Origin of the sequence: Streptomyces hygroscopicus subsp. hygroscopicus, assembly GCF_001553455.1 — a bacterium.
Taxonomy (GTDB): Bacteria; Actinomycetota; Actinomycetes; order Streptomycetales; family Streptomycetaceae; genus Streptomyces; species Streptomyces hygroscopicus.
Map to the genome: position 1 here is coordinate 1 of NZ_BBOX01000177.1, position 15,836 is coordinate 15,836.

13 protein-coding genes are annotated in these 15,836 nt (G+C 72.8%); 7 read left to right on the forward strand and 6 right to left on the reverse strand.

From position 1 onward, the window contains the following. Positions 1–38 precede the first annotated feature (38 nt). A complete protein-coding gene (locus AXW62_RS19555; RefSeq protein ID WP_060945664.1) occupies positions 39–1,079 on the reverse strand; it encodes an alpha/beta hydrolase in 1,041 nt (346 codons plus the stop codon). Positions 1,080–1,334: 255 nt separating this feature from the next. Between AXW62_RS19555 and AXW62_RS19560 the strand changes: the two genes are divergently transcribed. Then, entirely contained in the window at positions 1,335–2,147 is an 813-nt protein-coding gene (locus AXW62_RS19560; protein ID WP_030837978.1) for a response regulator transcription factor, read from the forward strand. Positions 2,148–2,170: 23 nt separating this feature from the next. After that, positions 2,171–3,193, forward strand: a complete 1,023-nt coding sequence (locus AXW62_RS19565) for a LacI family DNA-binding transcriptional regulator (RefSeq protein WP_030837980.1) — start codon at positions 2,171–2,173, stop codon at positions 3,191–3,193. Positions 3,194–3,916: 723 nt separating this feature from the next. Here AXW62_RS19565 and AXW62_RS19570 read toward each other — a convergent pair. Beyond that, positions 3,917–4,837 carry an SDR family oxidoreductase gene (locus tag AXW62_RS19570; RefSeq protein ID WP_060945665.1) on the reverse strand — a complete coding sequence of 307 codons (921 nt, stop codon included), beginning with the start codon at positions 4,835–4,837 and terminating at the stop codon, positions 3,917–3,919. A 50-nt stretch (positions 4,838–4,887) separates the two neighbouring features. Between AXW62_RS19570 and AXW62_RS19575 the strand changes: the two genes are divergently transcribed. From AXW62_RS19575 to AXW62_RS19590, 4 genes are all read left to right on the forward strand, one after another. Further along, positions 4,888–5,538 (forward strand): TetR/AcrR family transcriptional regulator, encoded by a 651-nt coding sequence (locus AXW62_RS19575; protein ID WP_060945666.1) that lies wholly within the window; start codon positions 4,888–4,890, stop codon positions 5,536–5,538. Between the two features lie 397 nt (positions 5,539–5,935). Beyond that, the gene (locus tag AXW62_RS19580; protein WP_060945667.1) at positions 5,936–7,045 is read left to right on the forward strand and encodes a S1C family serine protease; all 1,110 of its coding nucleotides are present in this window, start codon (positions 5,936–5,938) and stop codon (positions 7,043–7,045) included. Between the two features lie 208 nt (positions 7,046–7,253). Beyond that, positions 7,254–7,997, forward strand: a complete 744-nt coding sequence (locus AXW62_RS19585; RefSeq protein ID WP_060945668.1) for a response regulator transcription factor — start codon at positions 7,254–7,256, stop codon at positions 7,995–7,997. Next, positions 7,994–9,433, forward strand: coding sequence for a sensor histidine kinase (locus AXW62_RS19590; RefSeq protein ID WP_060945669.1), 1,440 nt, complete (start codon positions 7,994–7,996; stop codon positions 9,431–9,433). Before AXW62_RS19585 ends, AXW62_RS19590 begins: the two co-directional genes overlap by 4 nt. 323 nt (positions 9,434–9,756) lie before the next feature. Here the strand turns inward: AXW62_RS19590 and AXW62_RS19595 are convergent, their stop codons facing one another. The 4 genes from AXW62_RS19595 to AXW62_RS19605 form a co-directional block, all read right to left on the reverse strand. Further along, complete coding sequence (locus AXW62_RS19595) at positions 9,757–11,862, reverse strand: ABC transporter ATP-binding protein (protein WP_060945672.1); 2,106 nt, start codon at positions 11,860–11,862, stop codon at positions 9,757–9,759. A 110-nt stretch (positions 11,863–11,972) separates the two neighbouring features. Then, entirely contained in the window at positions 11,973–12,101 is a 129-nt protein-coding gene (locus AXW62_RS46685) for a hypothetical protein (RefSeq protein ID WP_280142988.1), read from the reverse strand. A gap of 308 nt (positions 12,102–12,409) precedes the next feature. Continuing rightward, entirely contained in the window at positions 12,410–13,705 is a 1,296-nt protein-coding gene (locus AXW62_RS19600) for an LmeA family phospholipid-binding protein (RefSeq protein ID WP_060945670.1), read from the reverse strand. A 101-nt stretch (positions 13,706–13,806) separates the two neighbouring features. Next, positions 13,807–14,067: an RNA recognition motif domain-containing protein gene (locus tag AXW62_RS19605; RefSeq protein ID WP_060945671.1), complete on the reverse strand. Its 261-nt coding sequence runs from the start codon at positions 14,065–14,067 to the stop codon at positions 13,807–13,809. Between the two features lie 453 nt (positions 14,068–14,520). Here AXW62_RS19605 and AXW62_RS19610 point away from each other — a divergent pair, with 453 nt between their 5' ends. Next, entirely contained in the window at positions 14,521–15,630 is a 1,110-nt protein-coding gene (locus AXW62_RS19610) for a methyltransferase domain-containing protein (protein ID WP_063817617.1), read from the forward strand. Positions 15,631–15,836: the final 206 nt, after the last annotated feature.

Consider the following 15,836-nt stretch of genomic DNA (forward strand, 5'->3'; position numbering starts at 1 on the left):
TGTGGTCGCGCGCACCTGCGTGCGCGCGGTGCGGCCGCTCAGGTGTGGGCCGCGGCCCAGTCGGCGATGCGGGTCAGCAGGGCGGGGGAGGCGGCGGTCTCCGCGTGGCCGAAGCCCGGTTCGATCCACAGCTCGGTGCTGGACGGGTCCGCCGCCGATGCCAGCATCCGCGGATGGTCCAGCGGGAAGTACGGGTCCCGGTCGCCGTGCACGATCAGCAGCGGCGTCGGCGCGATCAGCGGCGCCGCGGCCACCGGGGGCAGCGGATCGACGCCCCAGCCCCGGGGGTCGATCCGGGTGCGTAGCCCGTAGCGGGAGACCAGCCGACCCGCCGGCCGGGTGACCGCCCAGTGCACCCGCCGCATGGGCGCGGTGCCCCGGTAGTACCAGCGGGCGGGTGCGCTCACCGCGATCACGGCATCGGGCGCGGCGTCGGGTGCGGGGCCGGGCGCGGGGACGGGCGGGGGACCGCCGGGTGTGGTGTCGGATGCCGTGTTGGACGCTTGGCCGGACGCGGCATCGAGCGCTGGGCCGGACGCGGTGTCGGGCGCGTCCCCGGGCGCGGGGGCCGTGCACCGTTGCGAGCGCCCTGTGCGCCCCCCGTGGTGTACGTCTTGCATCGGCCGGATTTCTTCGTTCGCCCCGTGGCCCGTCCCGTACAGGGCCGCCTGCCGGATCACCACCGAGCCGCCCATCGAGAAGCCGACCGTGGCGACCCGCCGGTGCCCGAGCCGACGTGCCCAAGCCACCGCGGCGGCCAGGTCCAGCACCTCCCGATCCCCGACCGTGGACCGTCCGCCGGACCGCCCGTGGCCCCGGAAGGAGAACGTGATCACGGCCGTACGCTGGCGGAACGCCGAGGCCACCCGCCGCAGCGCGGGCCGTTCCAGGGAGCCGGTGAACCCGTGCCCGAGTACCAGCGCGAGCGTGCCGGAGGGTTCGGCGCCGGGGGTCGGGGAAGGCTCGTACCGCGCCTCGATCGGGACTCCGTCATCGGTCAGCAGAGTGGTCCGCCGCTCCCGCGTGACGGTCGCGGGAGGACAACGGGGAGCGGATTCGGTCCCTCCAGCACATGTCATGTGGGTTATTCTGCTGTGAAGAGGATCCGGGCAACGTTGCCCCCGGGTCCTTTTGTGCTTTCAGGGGCGTGGTGCGCGTTTGAGCGCACCGTCGCTCCAAGGGCGCGGAGCGTAACCGTAGGAAGAAGTGGCCGCAGACTCCCCCGGGCACTGCCTGGGAGGTGCCCCTCTCGCAAGGGACCGAGGAGGAACCGACGTAATGGGCGAGCGAAGCGTGCACGACATCGAGATCATGGCCGGGGCGGGTGATGGACGATGAGTGCCCTCCTCCTGCTGACCAACGCACTCCAGCCCTCGACGGAGGTGCTTCCCGCCCTCGGTCTGCTGCTCCACAGTGTGCGGGTGGCTCCCGCCGAAGGTCCGGCCCTCGTGGACACCCCGGGCGCCGATGTCATCCTGATCGACGGCCGCCGCGATCTGCCCCAGGTGCGCAACCTGTGCCAGCTGCTGCGGTCCACCGGCCCCGGCTGCCCGCTGATCCTGGTGGTGACCGAGGGCGGGCTCGCCGCCGTCACCGCCGACTGGGGCATCGACGACGTTCTGCTGGACACCGCGGGCCCGGCGGAGGTCGAGGCCCGGCTGCGGCTGGCCATGGGCCGCCAGCAGATCACCACCGACGACAGCCCGATGGAGATCCGCAACGGCGATCTGTCGGTCGACGAGGCCACGTACAGCGCCAAGCTCAAGGGCCGTGTGCTCGATCTCACATTCAAGGAGTTCGAGCTGTTGAAGTACCTCGCCCAGCACCCCGGCCGGGTCTTCACCCGGGCGCAGCTGTTGCAGGAGGTCTGGGGCTACGACTACTTCGGCGGCACCCGCACCGTGGACGTCCACGTCCGGCGGCTGCGCGCGAAACTCGGCCCGGAACACGAATCCCTGATCGGCACGGTGCGGAACGTGGGCTACCGCTTCGTTGCGCCGGAGAAGGTCGAGCGCGCCGCCGAGGAGGCCCGCGCCAAGGCGGCGGCGCGCGACGCCGGGGCCGGTGACGAGGTGCGGGGCGAACACCCCGACGGGGCGGCGGGCTCCGCGGCGAAGGCCGCTGCCGCACGACCGGCCAACACCTAGCTGGACCCGCGTAGACTTCGCGCGTGGCCAAGGTGACGCGGGATGACGTGGCACGACTTGCGGGGACTTCGACCGCGGTCGTCAGTTATGTCATCAATAACGGACCCCGGCCGGTCGCCCCGGCCACGCGCGAGCGGGTGCTCGCCGCGATCAAGGAGCTCGGCTATCGGCCGGACCGGGTGGCGCAGGCGATGGCGAGCCGCCGGACGGATCTCATAGGGCTGATCGTTCCGGATGCCCGCCAGCCGTTCTTCGCGGAGATGGCACACGCCGTCGAGCAGGCGGCCGCCGAGCGCGGAAAGATGGTGCTGGTCGGCAACTCCGACTACCTCGACGAGCGCGAAGTGCACTATCTGCGCGCCTTCCTGGGGATGCGGGTGTCCGGGCTGATCCTCATCAGCCAGGGCATGAGTGAGAACGCGGCGGCCGAGATCGAGGCGTGGGACGCCCGGGTGGTGCTGCTGCACGAGCGCCCCGAGGCGATCGACGACGTGGCGGTGGTGCTGGACGACACCGGGGGCGCGCAGCTGGCGGTGCGGCATCTGCTGGAGCACGGCCATGAGTACGTGGCCTGCCTCGGCGGCACCGAGATAACCCCGACCGTCGGCGACCCCGTCACCGACCACGTCGAGGGCTGGCGCCGCGCGATGCACGAGGCGGGGCGGACGACCGAGGGGCGGCTCTTCCAGGCCCCGTACAACCGGTATGACGCCTACAAGGTCGCCCTGGAACTGCTGTCCGGACCCGACCGGCCCCCGGCCATCTTCTGCGCCACCGACGACCAGGCGTTCGGGGTGCTGCGGGCGGCGCGTGAGCTGCGGATCGAGGTACCGGGGGAGCTGGCGGTGGCCGGTTTCGACGACGTGAAGGAAGCCCACCTCACCGACCCCCCGCTGACCACGGTCGGCTCCGACCGCCCCGCGATGGCGCGGGCCGCGGTCGATCTGGTGCTGGAGGACGGCGTCCGCCTGGCCGGTTCCCGCCGCGAACGGGTCAAGCAGTTCCCCTCGGCGCTGGTGGTCCGCCGCTCCTGCGGCTGCGCATAGCTTCTGCGCTTCTGCTCTTCTGCGCGGGTCGGGGCCCTGGGGGCCCCGACGGCCCCGACGGCCCCGGCCGCCTTGCCGTCCGGCGGCGGTGGCCCTGCGGACCGGCGCGGTCTCCTCGGCGAGGCGGGTCCATTGCGGCGAGGCGCGGCCTTGCGGTGGGGCGCGGCCTTGCGGTGGGGCGGGCTCCCTTGCGGTGGGGCGCTGGTCTTGCGGTGAGGCGCCCGCCTTGCGGTGGGGCGGTCCCCTTGCGGTGGGGCGGTCCCCTCGTGGTGAGGCGCCTGCCTTACGGCGAGCCGATCCCCTTGTGGTGAGGCGAGCCCCTTGCGGTGGGGCGCTGGTCTTGTGGTGGGGCGCCCGCCTTACGGCGAGGCGCGGCGCTGTGGGCCGCGCCCACGCGTGGCGAGAGGGGCTCGCGGCTGCACCGCGGAAACCGGGGGTGACACCCGTTGTGGCCCGCTCGCCGGGCCGCGCTCGTGTGGTGGGGCCGTGGTGCGACGCCGGGGAGGCTCGCCGCCTGCTCCAGTCGGTGGGGGCGACCTCGATCCTGGTGATGTCGGCGAAGCCGAGGCGTTCGCGGGCGAGCGCGGTGGAGTAGCCAGTGCCCGCGCCCCGACGCCGCCCAACTGGCTGCGGCATGCGCGCTTTCCGGCTACGAGCTGCACACGGCCACGCTGCGGGAGTCCCGCCCCGGGCCGGAGGGGAGTCGTGAGGCCGACGGTGAGGTCATCGGTGGCCGCACCACAGGGGGCGGAGCCGTTCGTGGGGTGCTCGTCGGCCGACGGCTCCCTTCGGGTCGTGGCGGCGCAGGTTCGCGGCGAGGACGCGGTCGAGGGTGCGGTCGGACAGCATCCGGCCCAGGCGCATGATCAGGGCGGCGTCTCGGCCGGCGGTGTAGCGGGTGCGCGGTCTGCGGGCCGTCACGGCCTTCGCGATGACCCGGGCGGCGGCGTCGGCGGTCAGCCCTGACGCGGTGCCCGAGGCCATCAGCTTGTTGTTCGCCTGGACCAGGCTGCCGTAGCGCTCCTTCTGGGCCGGCGTCATCTGGGCGGCCAGCTGGTTCGCCGTGGCGATCCCGCGGGCGGCCATCTCCGTGCGGATGCCGCCGGGTTCGACCACGACCACCTGGACGCCCAGCGGTCCGACCTCCCGGCGGAGCGAGTCGCTGACCGCCTCCAAGGCGAACTTCGTTCCGGCGTAGGCGCCGTACGTGGCCATGGCGAACTTGCCGCCGATGGAGCTGATGTTGATCACACGGCCCTTGCCGCGCAGCAGCGCGGGCAGGAGTGCCTGAGTGACGGCGATGTGGCCGAACAGGTTGACCTCGAACACCCGCCGCCACTCCGCCATCGGCAGGGCTTCGACCGGGGCGTTCACCTGGATGCCGGCGTTGTTGACGAGCGCGTGCAGTGCGCGCGGGTCGTCGGCGACCCGCGCGGCGAGTGCCTCCACCTGCTCGGACTTGGTGATGTCGAGGATGACCGGCTCGATACCGGTCGACCGGATGGCGTCGGCGTCACGGTCGCGTCGCACACCGGCCAGGACGTGGAAGCCCTGACGAGCCAGTTCGCGGGCGGCGGACGCGCCCATGCCCGTGGAAGCTCCGGTGACGACGACCAGCTTCCGGGTCTCAGATGACGTTGTCATCTTGGTTACGCTATCAGTACAGATGACACTGTCAACCGTATGATGGGCCCATGGTCACTCGCGCGGAGTCCGCCGCTCTCACCCGTCGCGCGCTGCTCGACGCGGCCGCCGACCTCCTCGACCTCGGCGGCCCCGAAGCCGTCACCCTGCGCGAGGTGGGCGCGCGGGCCGGCGTGACGCGGGGAGCGCCGTACCGGCACTTCACGGGCAAGGACAGCCTGCTGACCGCCGTCGCGACCGAGAGCTGGGAACGGATCGCGGACCAGGTCCGCGCCCTGCGGACCGATCCGGCCCGGTCGGCTTCCGACAAGCTGCGCGGCGCTCTCCGCACGCTGATCGGCGTCGGCCGGGACCAGCCGCACCTGTACCAGATGTTGTTCAGGCGCCACGGGCACCGCCCCGAAGACCTCGGCGAAGGTCTCGATCGCGTCCGGCGTCAGCTCTGCGGACCGGCGGGCGACCCGGCCGCGGACCGGGTCCGCGCGGCCGCACGCTTCCAGGACGAGTTCCTGGCCGTCGTCGCCGACCTCGTCGGGGAGCGGAACGCACGGCACTACGGCGCCCTGCTGCTCACCAGCGCCCACGGCATCGCGGACATGGAACTCAGCGGCCACCTCGGCACAGACGCCCTGCGCGCCACCCCCGACGAACTCGTCGACACCCTCGTCCGCATGGTCACGGACGTCGGCGGAACGCCATAGCGACACCCGCGCCCCGGCGGTGGCAGACTCCCGCCCCGCACACCGTCCGGTCGAACCCGAGCGCGGCGGGCTTGTCGGAGATGAGCCCATCGGCCGGGCCGGGGCGCCTCCTTGTGCCGGGCATACCCTGGCGAGGCCGGAGCGCTTTTGCGTCGGTGCGGTCGGTGCGGTCGGTGCGGTCGGTGCGGTCGGTGCGGTCGGTGCGGTCGGTGCGGTCGGTGCGGTCGGGGCGATCGGGGCAGCCGGGTTAGCCGGGTCAGTCGGGGCAGGCGGGCCAGTCGGGGCAGGCGGAGCGCCTGCACGCCGGGGGCGCCTTTATGTCGGGCATACCGACTTCTGGCGGGCTTCTCAGCGGGCACTCAGCTGACTCTCATAATCCGGCCGCACAGTCATATCCATGACGGACAGCACACGCCGCAGCGGCGCAGACGAGCCCTATCCCTTCCCGTACGGCGGTGGCGCGGGGTATCCCGCGCCACCCGCGTACCAGCCTCAGCAGCCGGTGACCACGCCGTCCGGGGTCACCGTGTGGCCGGGCGGTGGCAGTGGCGGGGGCGGGGCCGGGGAGGACGGGGGCGCGTCGGCGGCCGAGGGGGCGTACGACGGCGGGCGGCGGCGCCGGGCGCGGATGCCACGGCCGGTCGCGCTGATCGCGGCCGTGGCGGCGGTCTCGGCGCTCGTGGGCGGCGGGGCGGCCGCGCTGGTCACCAACGCCACCCAGAAGTCCGACACCGCGATCTCCACGCCCGTGGTCAACGCCAAGTCCACCAGCAGCAGCGGGGTCTCGGCCGTCGCGGCGGCCGTCAGCCCCAGCATCGTGGAGGTCGGCGCCAGCGGCACCAGCGGTCAGTCCACCGGCTCCGGTGTGATCATCACCAGCGGTGGCGAGATCATCACCAACAACCACGTCGTCTCCGGCGCCGACTCGATCCAGGTGACCTTCAGCGACGGCAGCAAGAAGACCGCCACGGTCGTCGGCACCGACAGCAAGAAGGACCTCGCGCTGATCAAGGTGCGGGGCGCGAGCGGGCTCAAGCCCGCCGTACTCGGCGACTCCAGCAAGGTCACGGTGGGCGACCAGGTCGTGGCCATCGGCTCGCCGGAGGGCCTCACCGGCACCGTCACCAGCGGCATCGTCTCCGCGCTCAACCGTGATGTCACCGTCTCCACGGACGAGAGCCAGGGCCAGGGCGGCCAGGGGCCGGGCGGCGGCCGTCAGTGGCCCTTCGAGTTCGGCGGCGGCCAGTACAACGGCGACGTCGGCTCGTCGACCACCACCTACAAGGCCATCCAGACCGACGCCTCGCTCAACCCCGGCAACTCCGGCGGTGCGCTGATCAACATGAGCGGCCAGATCGTCGGCATCAACTCCGCGATGTACTCCTCGGCCTCGGAGCAGAGCTCCAGCAGCGCGGGCAGCATCGGCCTCGGCTTCGCGATCCCGATCAACACCGTCAAGTCCGACCTCGCCTCCCTGCGCGCGGGCGGCAGCGACGGCAACGTCTGACCGGCGTGCGAGGCTGGCAGCAGCGCGGCAGGGGCGGCGGCGAAGCGGCACAGCAGTGGCATGGCACGAGCGGTACAGCAGTGGCATGAGCGGCACAGCAGTGGCACGACAGCGGCACAGCAGTGGCACGAGCGGCAGAGCGGCTCCCTCGGCAGCGCGGCCATGTCCCGCCCACCGTCATCGTTGAGGAAACCGAGGAAACCGACCCATGAGCTCCGTCGACCTGGGCGACCAGCCCGCCGCCCGCATCCTGATCGTCGACGACGAGCCGGCCGTCCGGGAGGCCCTGCGGCGCAGCCTCGTCTTCGAGGGCTACGCGACCGAGACCGCCGTGGACGGCCTGGACGCGCTGGACAAGGTCGGCTCCTACGACCCCGAACTGATCGTGCTGGACGTGCTGATGCCCCGGATGGACGGGCTGACCGCGGCGCGGCGGCTGCGCGCCACCGGAGCGACGCTGCCGATCCTGATGCTCACGGCGCGGGACACGGTCGGCGACCGGGTCACCGGGCTCGACGCGGGCGCGGACGACTACCTGGTCAAACCCTTCGAACTGGACGAGCTGCTGGCCCGCATCCGCGCCCTGCTGCGCCGCAGCTCCTACGCGACGCGACAGGGCCAGGCGCTCCCCGAAGGCGATGTGATGGCCTTCGGCGATCTGCGGATGGACCTGATCACCCGCGAGGTCACCCGGGGCGCCCGCCGCGTCGAGCTGACCCGCACCGAGTTCACCCTGCTGGAGATGTTCCTGGCGCACCCCCGCCAGGTGCTCACCCGTGAGCAGATCCTCAAGGCGGTGTGGGGCTTCGACTTCGAGCCGTCGTCCAACTCGCTGGACGTGTACGTGATGTATCTGCGCCGCAAGACCGAGGCGGGCGGCGAGCCGCGGCTGGTGCACACCGTGCGCGGGGTGGGGTACGTCCTGCGATCCGCGGAGGGCGATCTTTCGTGAGGTTCCGCAGACTGCCGTTGCGCTCGCGGCTGGCCCTGCTGACGGCGGTGGCGGTGGCGGTGGCGGTGGCGGTGTCCGCGTTCGCGTGCTGGCTGATCGTCCGGGAGCAGCTCAGCGCCCAACTCGACTCCTCCCTGCGCAACGTCAAGGTCGACGAGCGCAATGTGCTCAGCATCCTGGAGGCGTGCCAGAGTCCGCGCGGCGCCGACGGCCACACCCCGCGCGCCCTCGGCTCGTACTCCGTGCAGATCGTGCTGGCCGACGGGAGCCGCTGCCGCCAGCCCGGGGCGGCGCAGCTGCCGGTGACCACCTCCGACCTGGCTGTGGCCCTCGGCCGCCGGCCGAACGCGCTGCACGACGCGACGGCCGCGAACGGCCAGGGCATGCGGGTGTACACCTACCGGCCCACGGGCGGCCCCGGCAGTCCGCTGCCGGGCGGGGTCGCCGTCTCCATGGCCCGCCCGCTGAGCGAGGTCGAGCGTCCGCTGGGCACGCTCGCGCTCGTCCTCTCCGTCGTCGCCGGGGTCGGTGTCGTCGGCGCGGGCGTGGCGGGCCTGTGGATCGCCAGGACCGGGCTCAAACCCGTGGACCGGCTGACCGAGGCGGTCGAGCACGTGGCCCGCACCGAGGACCTGGCCGTCCGCATCCCCGCGGAGGGCGATGACGAGATCGCCCGGCTGTCCCGGTCGTTCAACTCGATGACGGCCGCCCTCGCCTCCTCCCGCGACCGCCAGCAGCAGCTGATCGCGGACGCCGGGCATGAGCTGCGTACGCCGCTCACCTCGCTCCGGACCAATATCGAACTGCTCGCCCGCAGCGAGGAGACCGGCCGCCCGCTGCCGCCCGCCGACCGTAAGGCGCTCATGGGGAGCGTCAAGGCGCAGATGACCGAGCTGGCCGCGCTGATCGGCGATCTGCAGGAGCTGTCCCGCCCCGACGCCCTTCCCGGCAGTGGGCCACCGCAGGTGGTCGCCCTGCACGAGGTGGCCCGGACGGCCCTGGAGCGGGCGCGGCTGCGCGGTACGCATCTCACCCTCAACGCCTCGATCGAGCCCTGGTACGTCCGCGGCGACGCGGACGCCCTGGAGCGGGCGCTGGTCAATCTGCTCGACAACGCCGTGAAGTTCAGCCCATCGGGTGGTGTGATCGACGTCGTCCTCAGAAGCGGAGAGATGAGGGTGCGGGACCATGGCCCCGGCATCCCCGCCGAGGAACTGCCGCATGTCTTCGAGCGCTTCTGGCGCTCGCCGTCCGCCCGCAGCATGCCCGGTTCGGGCCTCGGGCTGTCGATCGTCGCCCGTACGGTCCAGCAGTCGGGCGGCCAGGTGGGGCTGGAACCGGCCCCGGGCGGCGGTACGGTCGCCTGGCTCAGGCTCCCGGGCGCGCCCACGCCCCCGCCCACGCCTCCGCCCACGCCCGGGACCGACCTCGACTGAGTCCGGTTCGACCGGGCCCAGGATCGACCTGTCTGAGCCCGGTTCGGCCGGGCCTGGGACCGGCCTGACTGAGTCCGGTTCGGCCGTGTCCGGGATGCGGCCTGGCCGAGTCCGATTCGACCGGGCCCGCGATTCGACCTGACTGATTCGGCCTGGCCGAGTCCGGCTCGATCTCGGCTCAGCCCGGGGCCGTCCTCGGCTGAACTCCGGCTCCGGGCCCGGTGGCGGGGGACCGGGCAGCGAGGCGCCCGGGAGCGGGTGCGGGCCCGGGTGCGGGCCCGCACCCGCACCCCGCTTCCGTACGTGTACGGCCAGTGGCCCCGTCACAGCGGTCCGAGCCGGAGCGTCGGCCGCGGGCCGGTGTCCGCCTGGGAGGAGCCGTTCTGGGAGCCGTGCAGCCGCGCGTACGCACCGCCCAGCGCCAGCAGGTCGCGGTGCGTGCCCGTCTCCACGACCCGCCCGTGGTCCAGCACCAGCACGCGGTCCGCGTCCGGCGCCAGGTTCAGATCGTGGGTGATCATGATCGTGGTGCGGCCGGACATCAGCCGCCGCAGCGGCCGGACGACCCGCCGCGCGGCCAGCGCGTCCAGTCCGGTGGTGGGCTCGTCCAGGACGAGGACGGGCGCGTCGCGCAGCATCGCGCGGGCGATGGCGATGCGCTGGAGCTGCCCGCCGGACAGCCGTGCGGTGTGCGGGTCGATCCGGGTGTCGTAGCCCTCGGGCAGGGCCGCGATGAAGTCGTGGGCGGCGGCGTCCCGCGCCGCCCGGACGATCTCGTGCTCGGCGGCGCCGGGGCGCCCGCAGGCGATGTTCTCCCGGATGGTGTCGTGCAGGATCAGCGTCTCCTGCGGCAGCAGCGTCACGTGCTCCCGCAGGAAGTCCAGCGGCATCGCGGGCAGCGGTACGCCGTCGAGCCGCACCTGCCCCTCCACCGGGTCGTAGAAGCGCGTCAGCAGCTTGGAGACGGTGGACTTGCCCGCCCCGCTCGCCCCGGTGATCAGCACGAACTCACCCGGCCGGGCGGTGAACGAGACACCGGCCAGGGTGCGCCGGTCGCCGCCGGGATAGCGGAAGCCGACCCGGTCGAACTCCACCGTGCCGTGCACCCGCCACGGCGCGACCGCCGCCCCCGGGGGCGGATCGCTCACGGCGGGCTCGGCGTCGAGGATCTCCACCAGCCGCTCGGCGCCCGCGGTGGCGGCGGTAAGGGTGAGACCGAGCTGTCCGAGGTTGCGGATCGGCGGGTACAGGTAGCCGAGGAAGGCGGCGAAGGCCAGCAGCTGCCCGATGGTCATCCGGTCCTGGGAGATCTCCCAGGCGCCGAGCCCGATCACGGCGAGTACGCACAGCGTCTCGATGACCTCGACCAGCTGCTCGTACAGCTCGCTCATCCGGGCCCCGGCCACCGACGCCCGCAGCCACGCACCCGCCTCCCGGCCCAGCCGCCGCTCCTCGGCGTCCTTACGGTTGTACGCCTGGGTCAGCACGATGTTGCCGAGCGACTCCTCGACGACGGAGGTGATCGCGCCGTCGGCGACCCGCTCGTCCCGGGCGACCGAGGTGATCCGCCCGGAGAAGCGCCGCGCGGCCAGCCAGAAGAGCGGCGCCAGGACGAAGGTGGCCAGCGCCAGGTCCCAGCGCAGCCGGAGGGCGGCGAGCGAGAAGAGGACGGTGCTGAAGACGGCGGAGACGGTGCTCACCACCCCGGAGACCACCATCTGCTCGATGGACTCCACGTCCCCGGTGAGGCGTTCGACCAGATCGCCCTGGCGGTGGCGCTGGAAGAAGTGCGGGGGCAGCTCCTGCACATGCGCGAAGACCCGGGCCCGCAGGCGCAGCACGAACCGCTCGGCGGTCCATACGGCGAGCGAGTTGCCGAGGTAGCCGACGGCCGCGCCGAGCACCGCGACCGCGAGCCACTGCGCGGCGGGGGTCCAGAAGGCGCTGAGCGAGCCCCGCCGCAGGGCGTTGTCGGTCAGATCGGAGAAGAGCAGGATGGCGGCGGTCTCGGCGAGCGCCGCCGCGATGACACAGACGCAGATCAGCACCAGCCGGTGCCGGTCGCCCTGGGTGAGCGGCCAGAACCGGCGGAACGCCTGCCGTGCGGTGAGCCGCGGAGCCGTCCGTTCGCGCCCCTCGCCGGTCGCGCCGCTGTTGCCCGTCTCGCCGACCTTGCCGCTGTTGCCGCTCGTGCCGCCGTCACAGCCCTTGCCGCCGTCACCGCTCGTGCGACCGCCGTCACCGCTTGTGCCGCCGTCGCCGCGCGTGCCGCCGTCGCCGCCGAACTCGCCGTGCGCGTCCGCCACGGGGACGTACCCGTACTCCTCCGGCAGCCGCGCGGGCTTCGGCCGGTGCCGCCCGTAAGGGCGTGGCCGCCCGGGGCGCCGGTGCCTGCCGACGGGGGCGGACCCGATCGCGCGCAGCTGCATCGTGGGCTGGTCTTGGTACGAGGTCACGGTCGGTCTCTCCCGCTCTGCTCCGGACATGGCCGAGGCGGGCCCGCGGCGCGATGCCGCGGACCCGCCTCACGGTGTGTGGGTCAGCCACCGATGGGGCGACGCCGGGGCTTCTTCGCCGCCTTCTTCGGGGCCGGCTTCGGGGCGTGGTGCTTCTTCTTCGGCTCGGACTTGCGGGCGGGCTTGACCGGGACGATCTTGTGGAAGCTCATGGTTCTGCCTTTCGGTATGCGCTGTTTCTTTTCTTCGCCGAAGCCATTCGACCCTCGACCGGGGCCGTTCGGTTTCGACATGGAAGACATTAGGAGCGCTATCCGTGAGCGAGGTCGGATTAAGCTGTGAGTTTGCCAAGAACGGTCTGACGGAATTCTCATCAAAGGTGTGGAACCACGCCGTGACCTGCTGCGTCTTGCGTGAAACGGCTTATGTACGGGCGCGTCGGCGACCCCGGGCGCGCAGGCGCGGACAGAAGAAAGGGGCCGGTGGCGCATACCACCGGCCCCTTGTGCGCGTAAATTCCCTAGCGGGTCTTTCCGAAATTCAGCTCGGCGCCCGTCAGATCGGCGCGGATTCCTTCCGGGGAGACGCCGATGTTCGCCAGCCGGATGCCCTTGGCCTTCTCGGGCAGCTGAAAGGACAGCTGTAGCTTGTCCGTCAGCTCCGGCACCTTCAGCCGCGCCAGGGCGGCGGCCACCGTCGGGTCGATGCCGAGCTTCCGGGCCAGCTGGGGATGGTCGTTGACCGCCTGGACGAGGTTGACCCCGAGCAGCGCGGGGACGAAACGCGGCGACCCCGTGATCCGGTCCAGCTGCCGGTCGTCGTTCCGCGTCTGTCCCGCCTCCTCGGGCGCCAGCCCGAGCTTCTCCGCCACGGACGGGACCGACAGCAGCGTCCGCGCCTTCTCGGAGTCCTCGCTGATCCGCTCCGCCGCCTTCTTGTGCAGGAACAGTCCGGCGCGCGGCCCGGGGCCGGGCCGGTACGTGGCGATCTCGGGGATGTCCAGCCGCATATCGGTGACGCTGGTGGAGATCCCCCGGTCGCCCTGGCGCCGGATATGCGCCTTGGCGTGCAGCGACACCTCCTTGTTGGCGACCGGGAGCTTCCCGTCCGCCCGCACCGAGCTGGGGCCCAGCGCCCGGAACCGCACCTGGGAGGCGCCCAGTTCGCGGTTGAGGTCCTCGAAGGACAGCAGCACATCGCCCTTCATCCGGCCCACCACGGCCCCCTTGAAGGAGCTGGGCAGATCCCCCACGATCCGGATGTCCTGGGCCTGGGCGCGCACTTCGGCGAGCGAGACCCGGTCGGCCGCCACGTCCGGAACGGCGATGTCGACCTGTTGCAAGTGCTTGCCGAGCACCTGGGTGAGGAACGGGAAGCCGTGGATGGTCACCCTCGGCGCCGTGGCCAGATCCAGCTTCTTCTGCAACTGCTCCTCGGCCTTGCGCTCGGCGTACATCACCGCCCAGCGGTCGCCCAGCACCAGCAGCAGCCCCAGCACGACCAGCCCGATGAGCGCCTTCGCGAGGCGCGGCACCGCCTTGAGGCGACCGCGCCGGCGCCGGGACGCACGGCGGTGGTTGGGCGGTGACCACGGTTCGCCGTCGTCCACGGACCCGGAGCCGGCGGGCTTGCCCCTGCGCCCGCCGAGGTCCGCGTCGTCGTCCTCCGGCTTCAGCCCGATGCCCAGCGGGTCGTCCGGATCCTCCGGATCGGCCAGCTCGGCTAGCTCCTCATAGGGGTTGCGGTAGTGAACGCCGGGTGAACCGCTGTGCGGAGGTGAGGGCTGGGCTGGAGATATGCGTGTGGGGGATCGCATCGATCCATATCACCACGGCACACCGCGCCACCCGCAAGCCCTAGCGGCGATACGTGGCGAACCGCACGTTCCGTCTTTGCCCTCCGTACACGGGCGGTTTCTCAGCGCGTGTCCCGGGAGACCGCCCTGGCCTCGGTGACGGTCACCGCCCGGCCGTTCAGCTGCGAACCGTCGAGCTGGGCCATCGCCTTCTCCGCCGCCGCCTCGTCCATCTCCACGAACCCGAACCCCCGCGAACGGCCGCTCTCCCGGTCGGTGATCACGGTGGCGTCCAGCACCTCGCCGAACTGCCCGAACAGGGTCGCCAGGTCCTGTGTCGTCGTCTGGTAGCTCAAGTTGCCCACATGCAGTCGTTTGGACATGACCGGCTCTCCTTGTTCTTCCCGGTGCGGCAAATCTGCTCAATCCTCTCAGCGAGGTACGGAACGGGCCATCCGAGTGGGCTGAACCGGTCACACGGCTCGGTTCGGGGCGGGGGCGCCCTCCCCGGTGATCAGACGGTGATCAGACGTTTCCGCCGCCCGCCGATGACCCGGCTACCCGCCGATGACCCAGCGCACCCGGCGCGCGACGGCCGCGTACGCCCCCCGGCGGGCGGCGTACGCGCTCTACCGGGCGCCGCTGGGCGACGCCCACACTGGCGCTCGACCGACGACCTTGAGGGAGGCCGACATGGGAGCGCACGGACAGCCGCCACCGCCGGACCCGCAGCCGAAGCGGCCGAGCCCATGGGTTCCACGGAATCCATGGAACCCATGGCATACGCACGGACAGCGCCCGGACGTCTCCGGGCCGGGCGGCGGGACGCACCGCACGTGACCGACCTGGAAACTCTCCACGCGCGGGCGGCCGAAGCGCTCGATACCACCGAGCCGTGGATACGGCGCGCGTTCGAGGCCGTCCCCCGGCACGCGTTCGTCCCCGGCACCGTATGGGTGGTGGACGGCGGCATGTACCGGCCGCTCCGCCGAGCGGACGACCCGGACCAGTGGGCCCGCATGGTGTACGACCCCGCACGAGCCATCACCACCCAGGTGGACGACGGTGCCCCGGCCCCCGCCGGGGGCGATGTGCCCACCAGCTCCATCTCGGCGCCGACCGCCGTCGTCGGCATGCTGGCCGCACTGGACCTGCGGCCGGGGCACCGGGTGCTGGAGATCGGGGCGGGCACCGGGTACAACGCGGCGCTGATGGCCGAGCGGGCGGGTGCCGAGCGGGTGACCACGCTGGAGATCGACCCGGAGGTGGCGGGCGGCGCACGGACCGCGCTGCGCCGCGCCGGGTACGGCGGAGTGACGGTCCTGGAGGCGGACGGCGAGCAGGGCTGGCGGAGCGGCGCGCCGTACGACCGGCTGGTGGCGACGGCCTCGGTGACATCGATCCCGTGGGCGTGGGTGGAGCAGGTGCGGCCCGGCGGCTTGATCCTCGCTCCCTTCCGGACCGCGTTCTGCTCCCACGGACTCGCGCGGCTGACCGTCTCGGACGGCTGCGCCGAGGGCCGGTTCGCGGGCGCGGTGACCTTCATGGCGGTGCGGGGCCAGCGGGCGCGCCCGCGCATCGACGCGGTCTTCTCCACGGAGACGTGGGAGGCGAGCCGAGAGCGCAAAGCCGAGCTGGACGTCGCGGCGCTCGCCGACCCGCACGCCGAGTTCGCGGTGGGACTGCGGATGGCGGACGTGGCGCACTGGCCACAGGACGGCGGGCACTGGTGGTGCAGCCGGGACTCGTGGGCGTACGCGGCGGGCGGTGCGGTGTACCAGTGGGGGCCGCGCGACCTGGCCGACGAGACGGCCGACGCCCTCGCCTGGTGGGAGGGCGCCGGGCGGCCCGAACTGTATGACTTCGGGCTGACGGTCACGGCCGATGGCCACCACTGCGTATGGCTCGGCGAGCCGTCGGAGGCGTGGCCCCTGCCCGCCGCGTAGCCGGAGCGCCGTCCCGTCGGCCGGGGGCTGTCCCGCTCGCCCGACGGGCCGCCTCCGCCGGGGGTGCCGCATCGGTCGGGGGTGCCGCATCGGTCGGGGTGCCGCGTCGGTCGGGGCGCCGCGTCGGTCGGGGCGCCGTGTCGGTCGGGGCGCCGCGTCGCTCGGGTGCGGCGCATGGGCCGGGTGCGGCGCCGTCTCGCGCGCTT

Excerpts from the sequence above, each read along its gene's own strand:
- AXW62_RS19555 (WP_060945664.1), bottom strand. The coding sequence starts at position 1,079 with ATGACATGTGCTGGAGGGACCGAATCCGCTCCCCGTTGTCCTCCCGCG.
- AXW62_RS19560 (WP_030837978.1), top strand. The coding sequence starts at position 1,335 with ATGAGTGCCCTCCTCCTGCTGACCAACGCACTCCAGCCCTCGACGGAG.
- AXW62_RS19570 (WP_060945665.1), bottom strand. The coding sequence starts at position 4,837 with ATGACAACGTCATCTGAGACCCGGAAGCTGGTCGTCGTCACCGGAGCT.
- AXW62_RS19575 (WP_060945666.1), top strand. The coding sequence starts at position 4,888 with ATGGTCACTCGCGCGGAGTCCGCCGCTCTCACCCGTCGCGCGCTGCTC.
- AXW62_RS19580 (WP_060945667.1), top strand. The coding sequence starts at position 5,936 with ATGACGGACAGCACACGCCGCAGCGGCGCAGACGAGCCCTATCCCTTC.
- AXW62_RS19585 (WP_060945668.1), top strand. The coding sequence starts at position 7,254 with ATGAGCTCCGTCGACCTGGGCGACCAGCCCGCCGCCCGCATCCTGATC.
- AXW62_RS19595 (WP_060945672.1), bottom strand. The coding sequence starts at position 11,862 with ATGCAGCTGCGCGCGATCGGGTCCGCCCCCGTCGGCAGGCACCGGCGC.
- AXW62_RS46685 (WP_280142988.1), bottom strand. The coding sequence starts at position 12,101 with ATGAGCTTCCACAAGATCGTCCCGGTCAAGCCCGCCCGCAAGTCCGAG.
- AXW62_RS19600 (WP_060945670.1), bottom strand. The coding sequence starts at position 13,705 with ATGCGATCCCCCACACGCATATCTCCAGCCCAGCCCTCACCTCCGCAC.
- AXW62_RS19605 (WP_060945671.1), bottom strand. The coding sequence starts at position 14,067 with ATGTCCAAACGACTGCATGTGGGCAACTTGAGCTACCAGACGACGACA.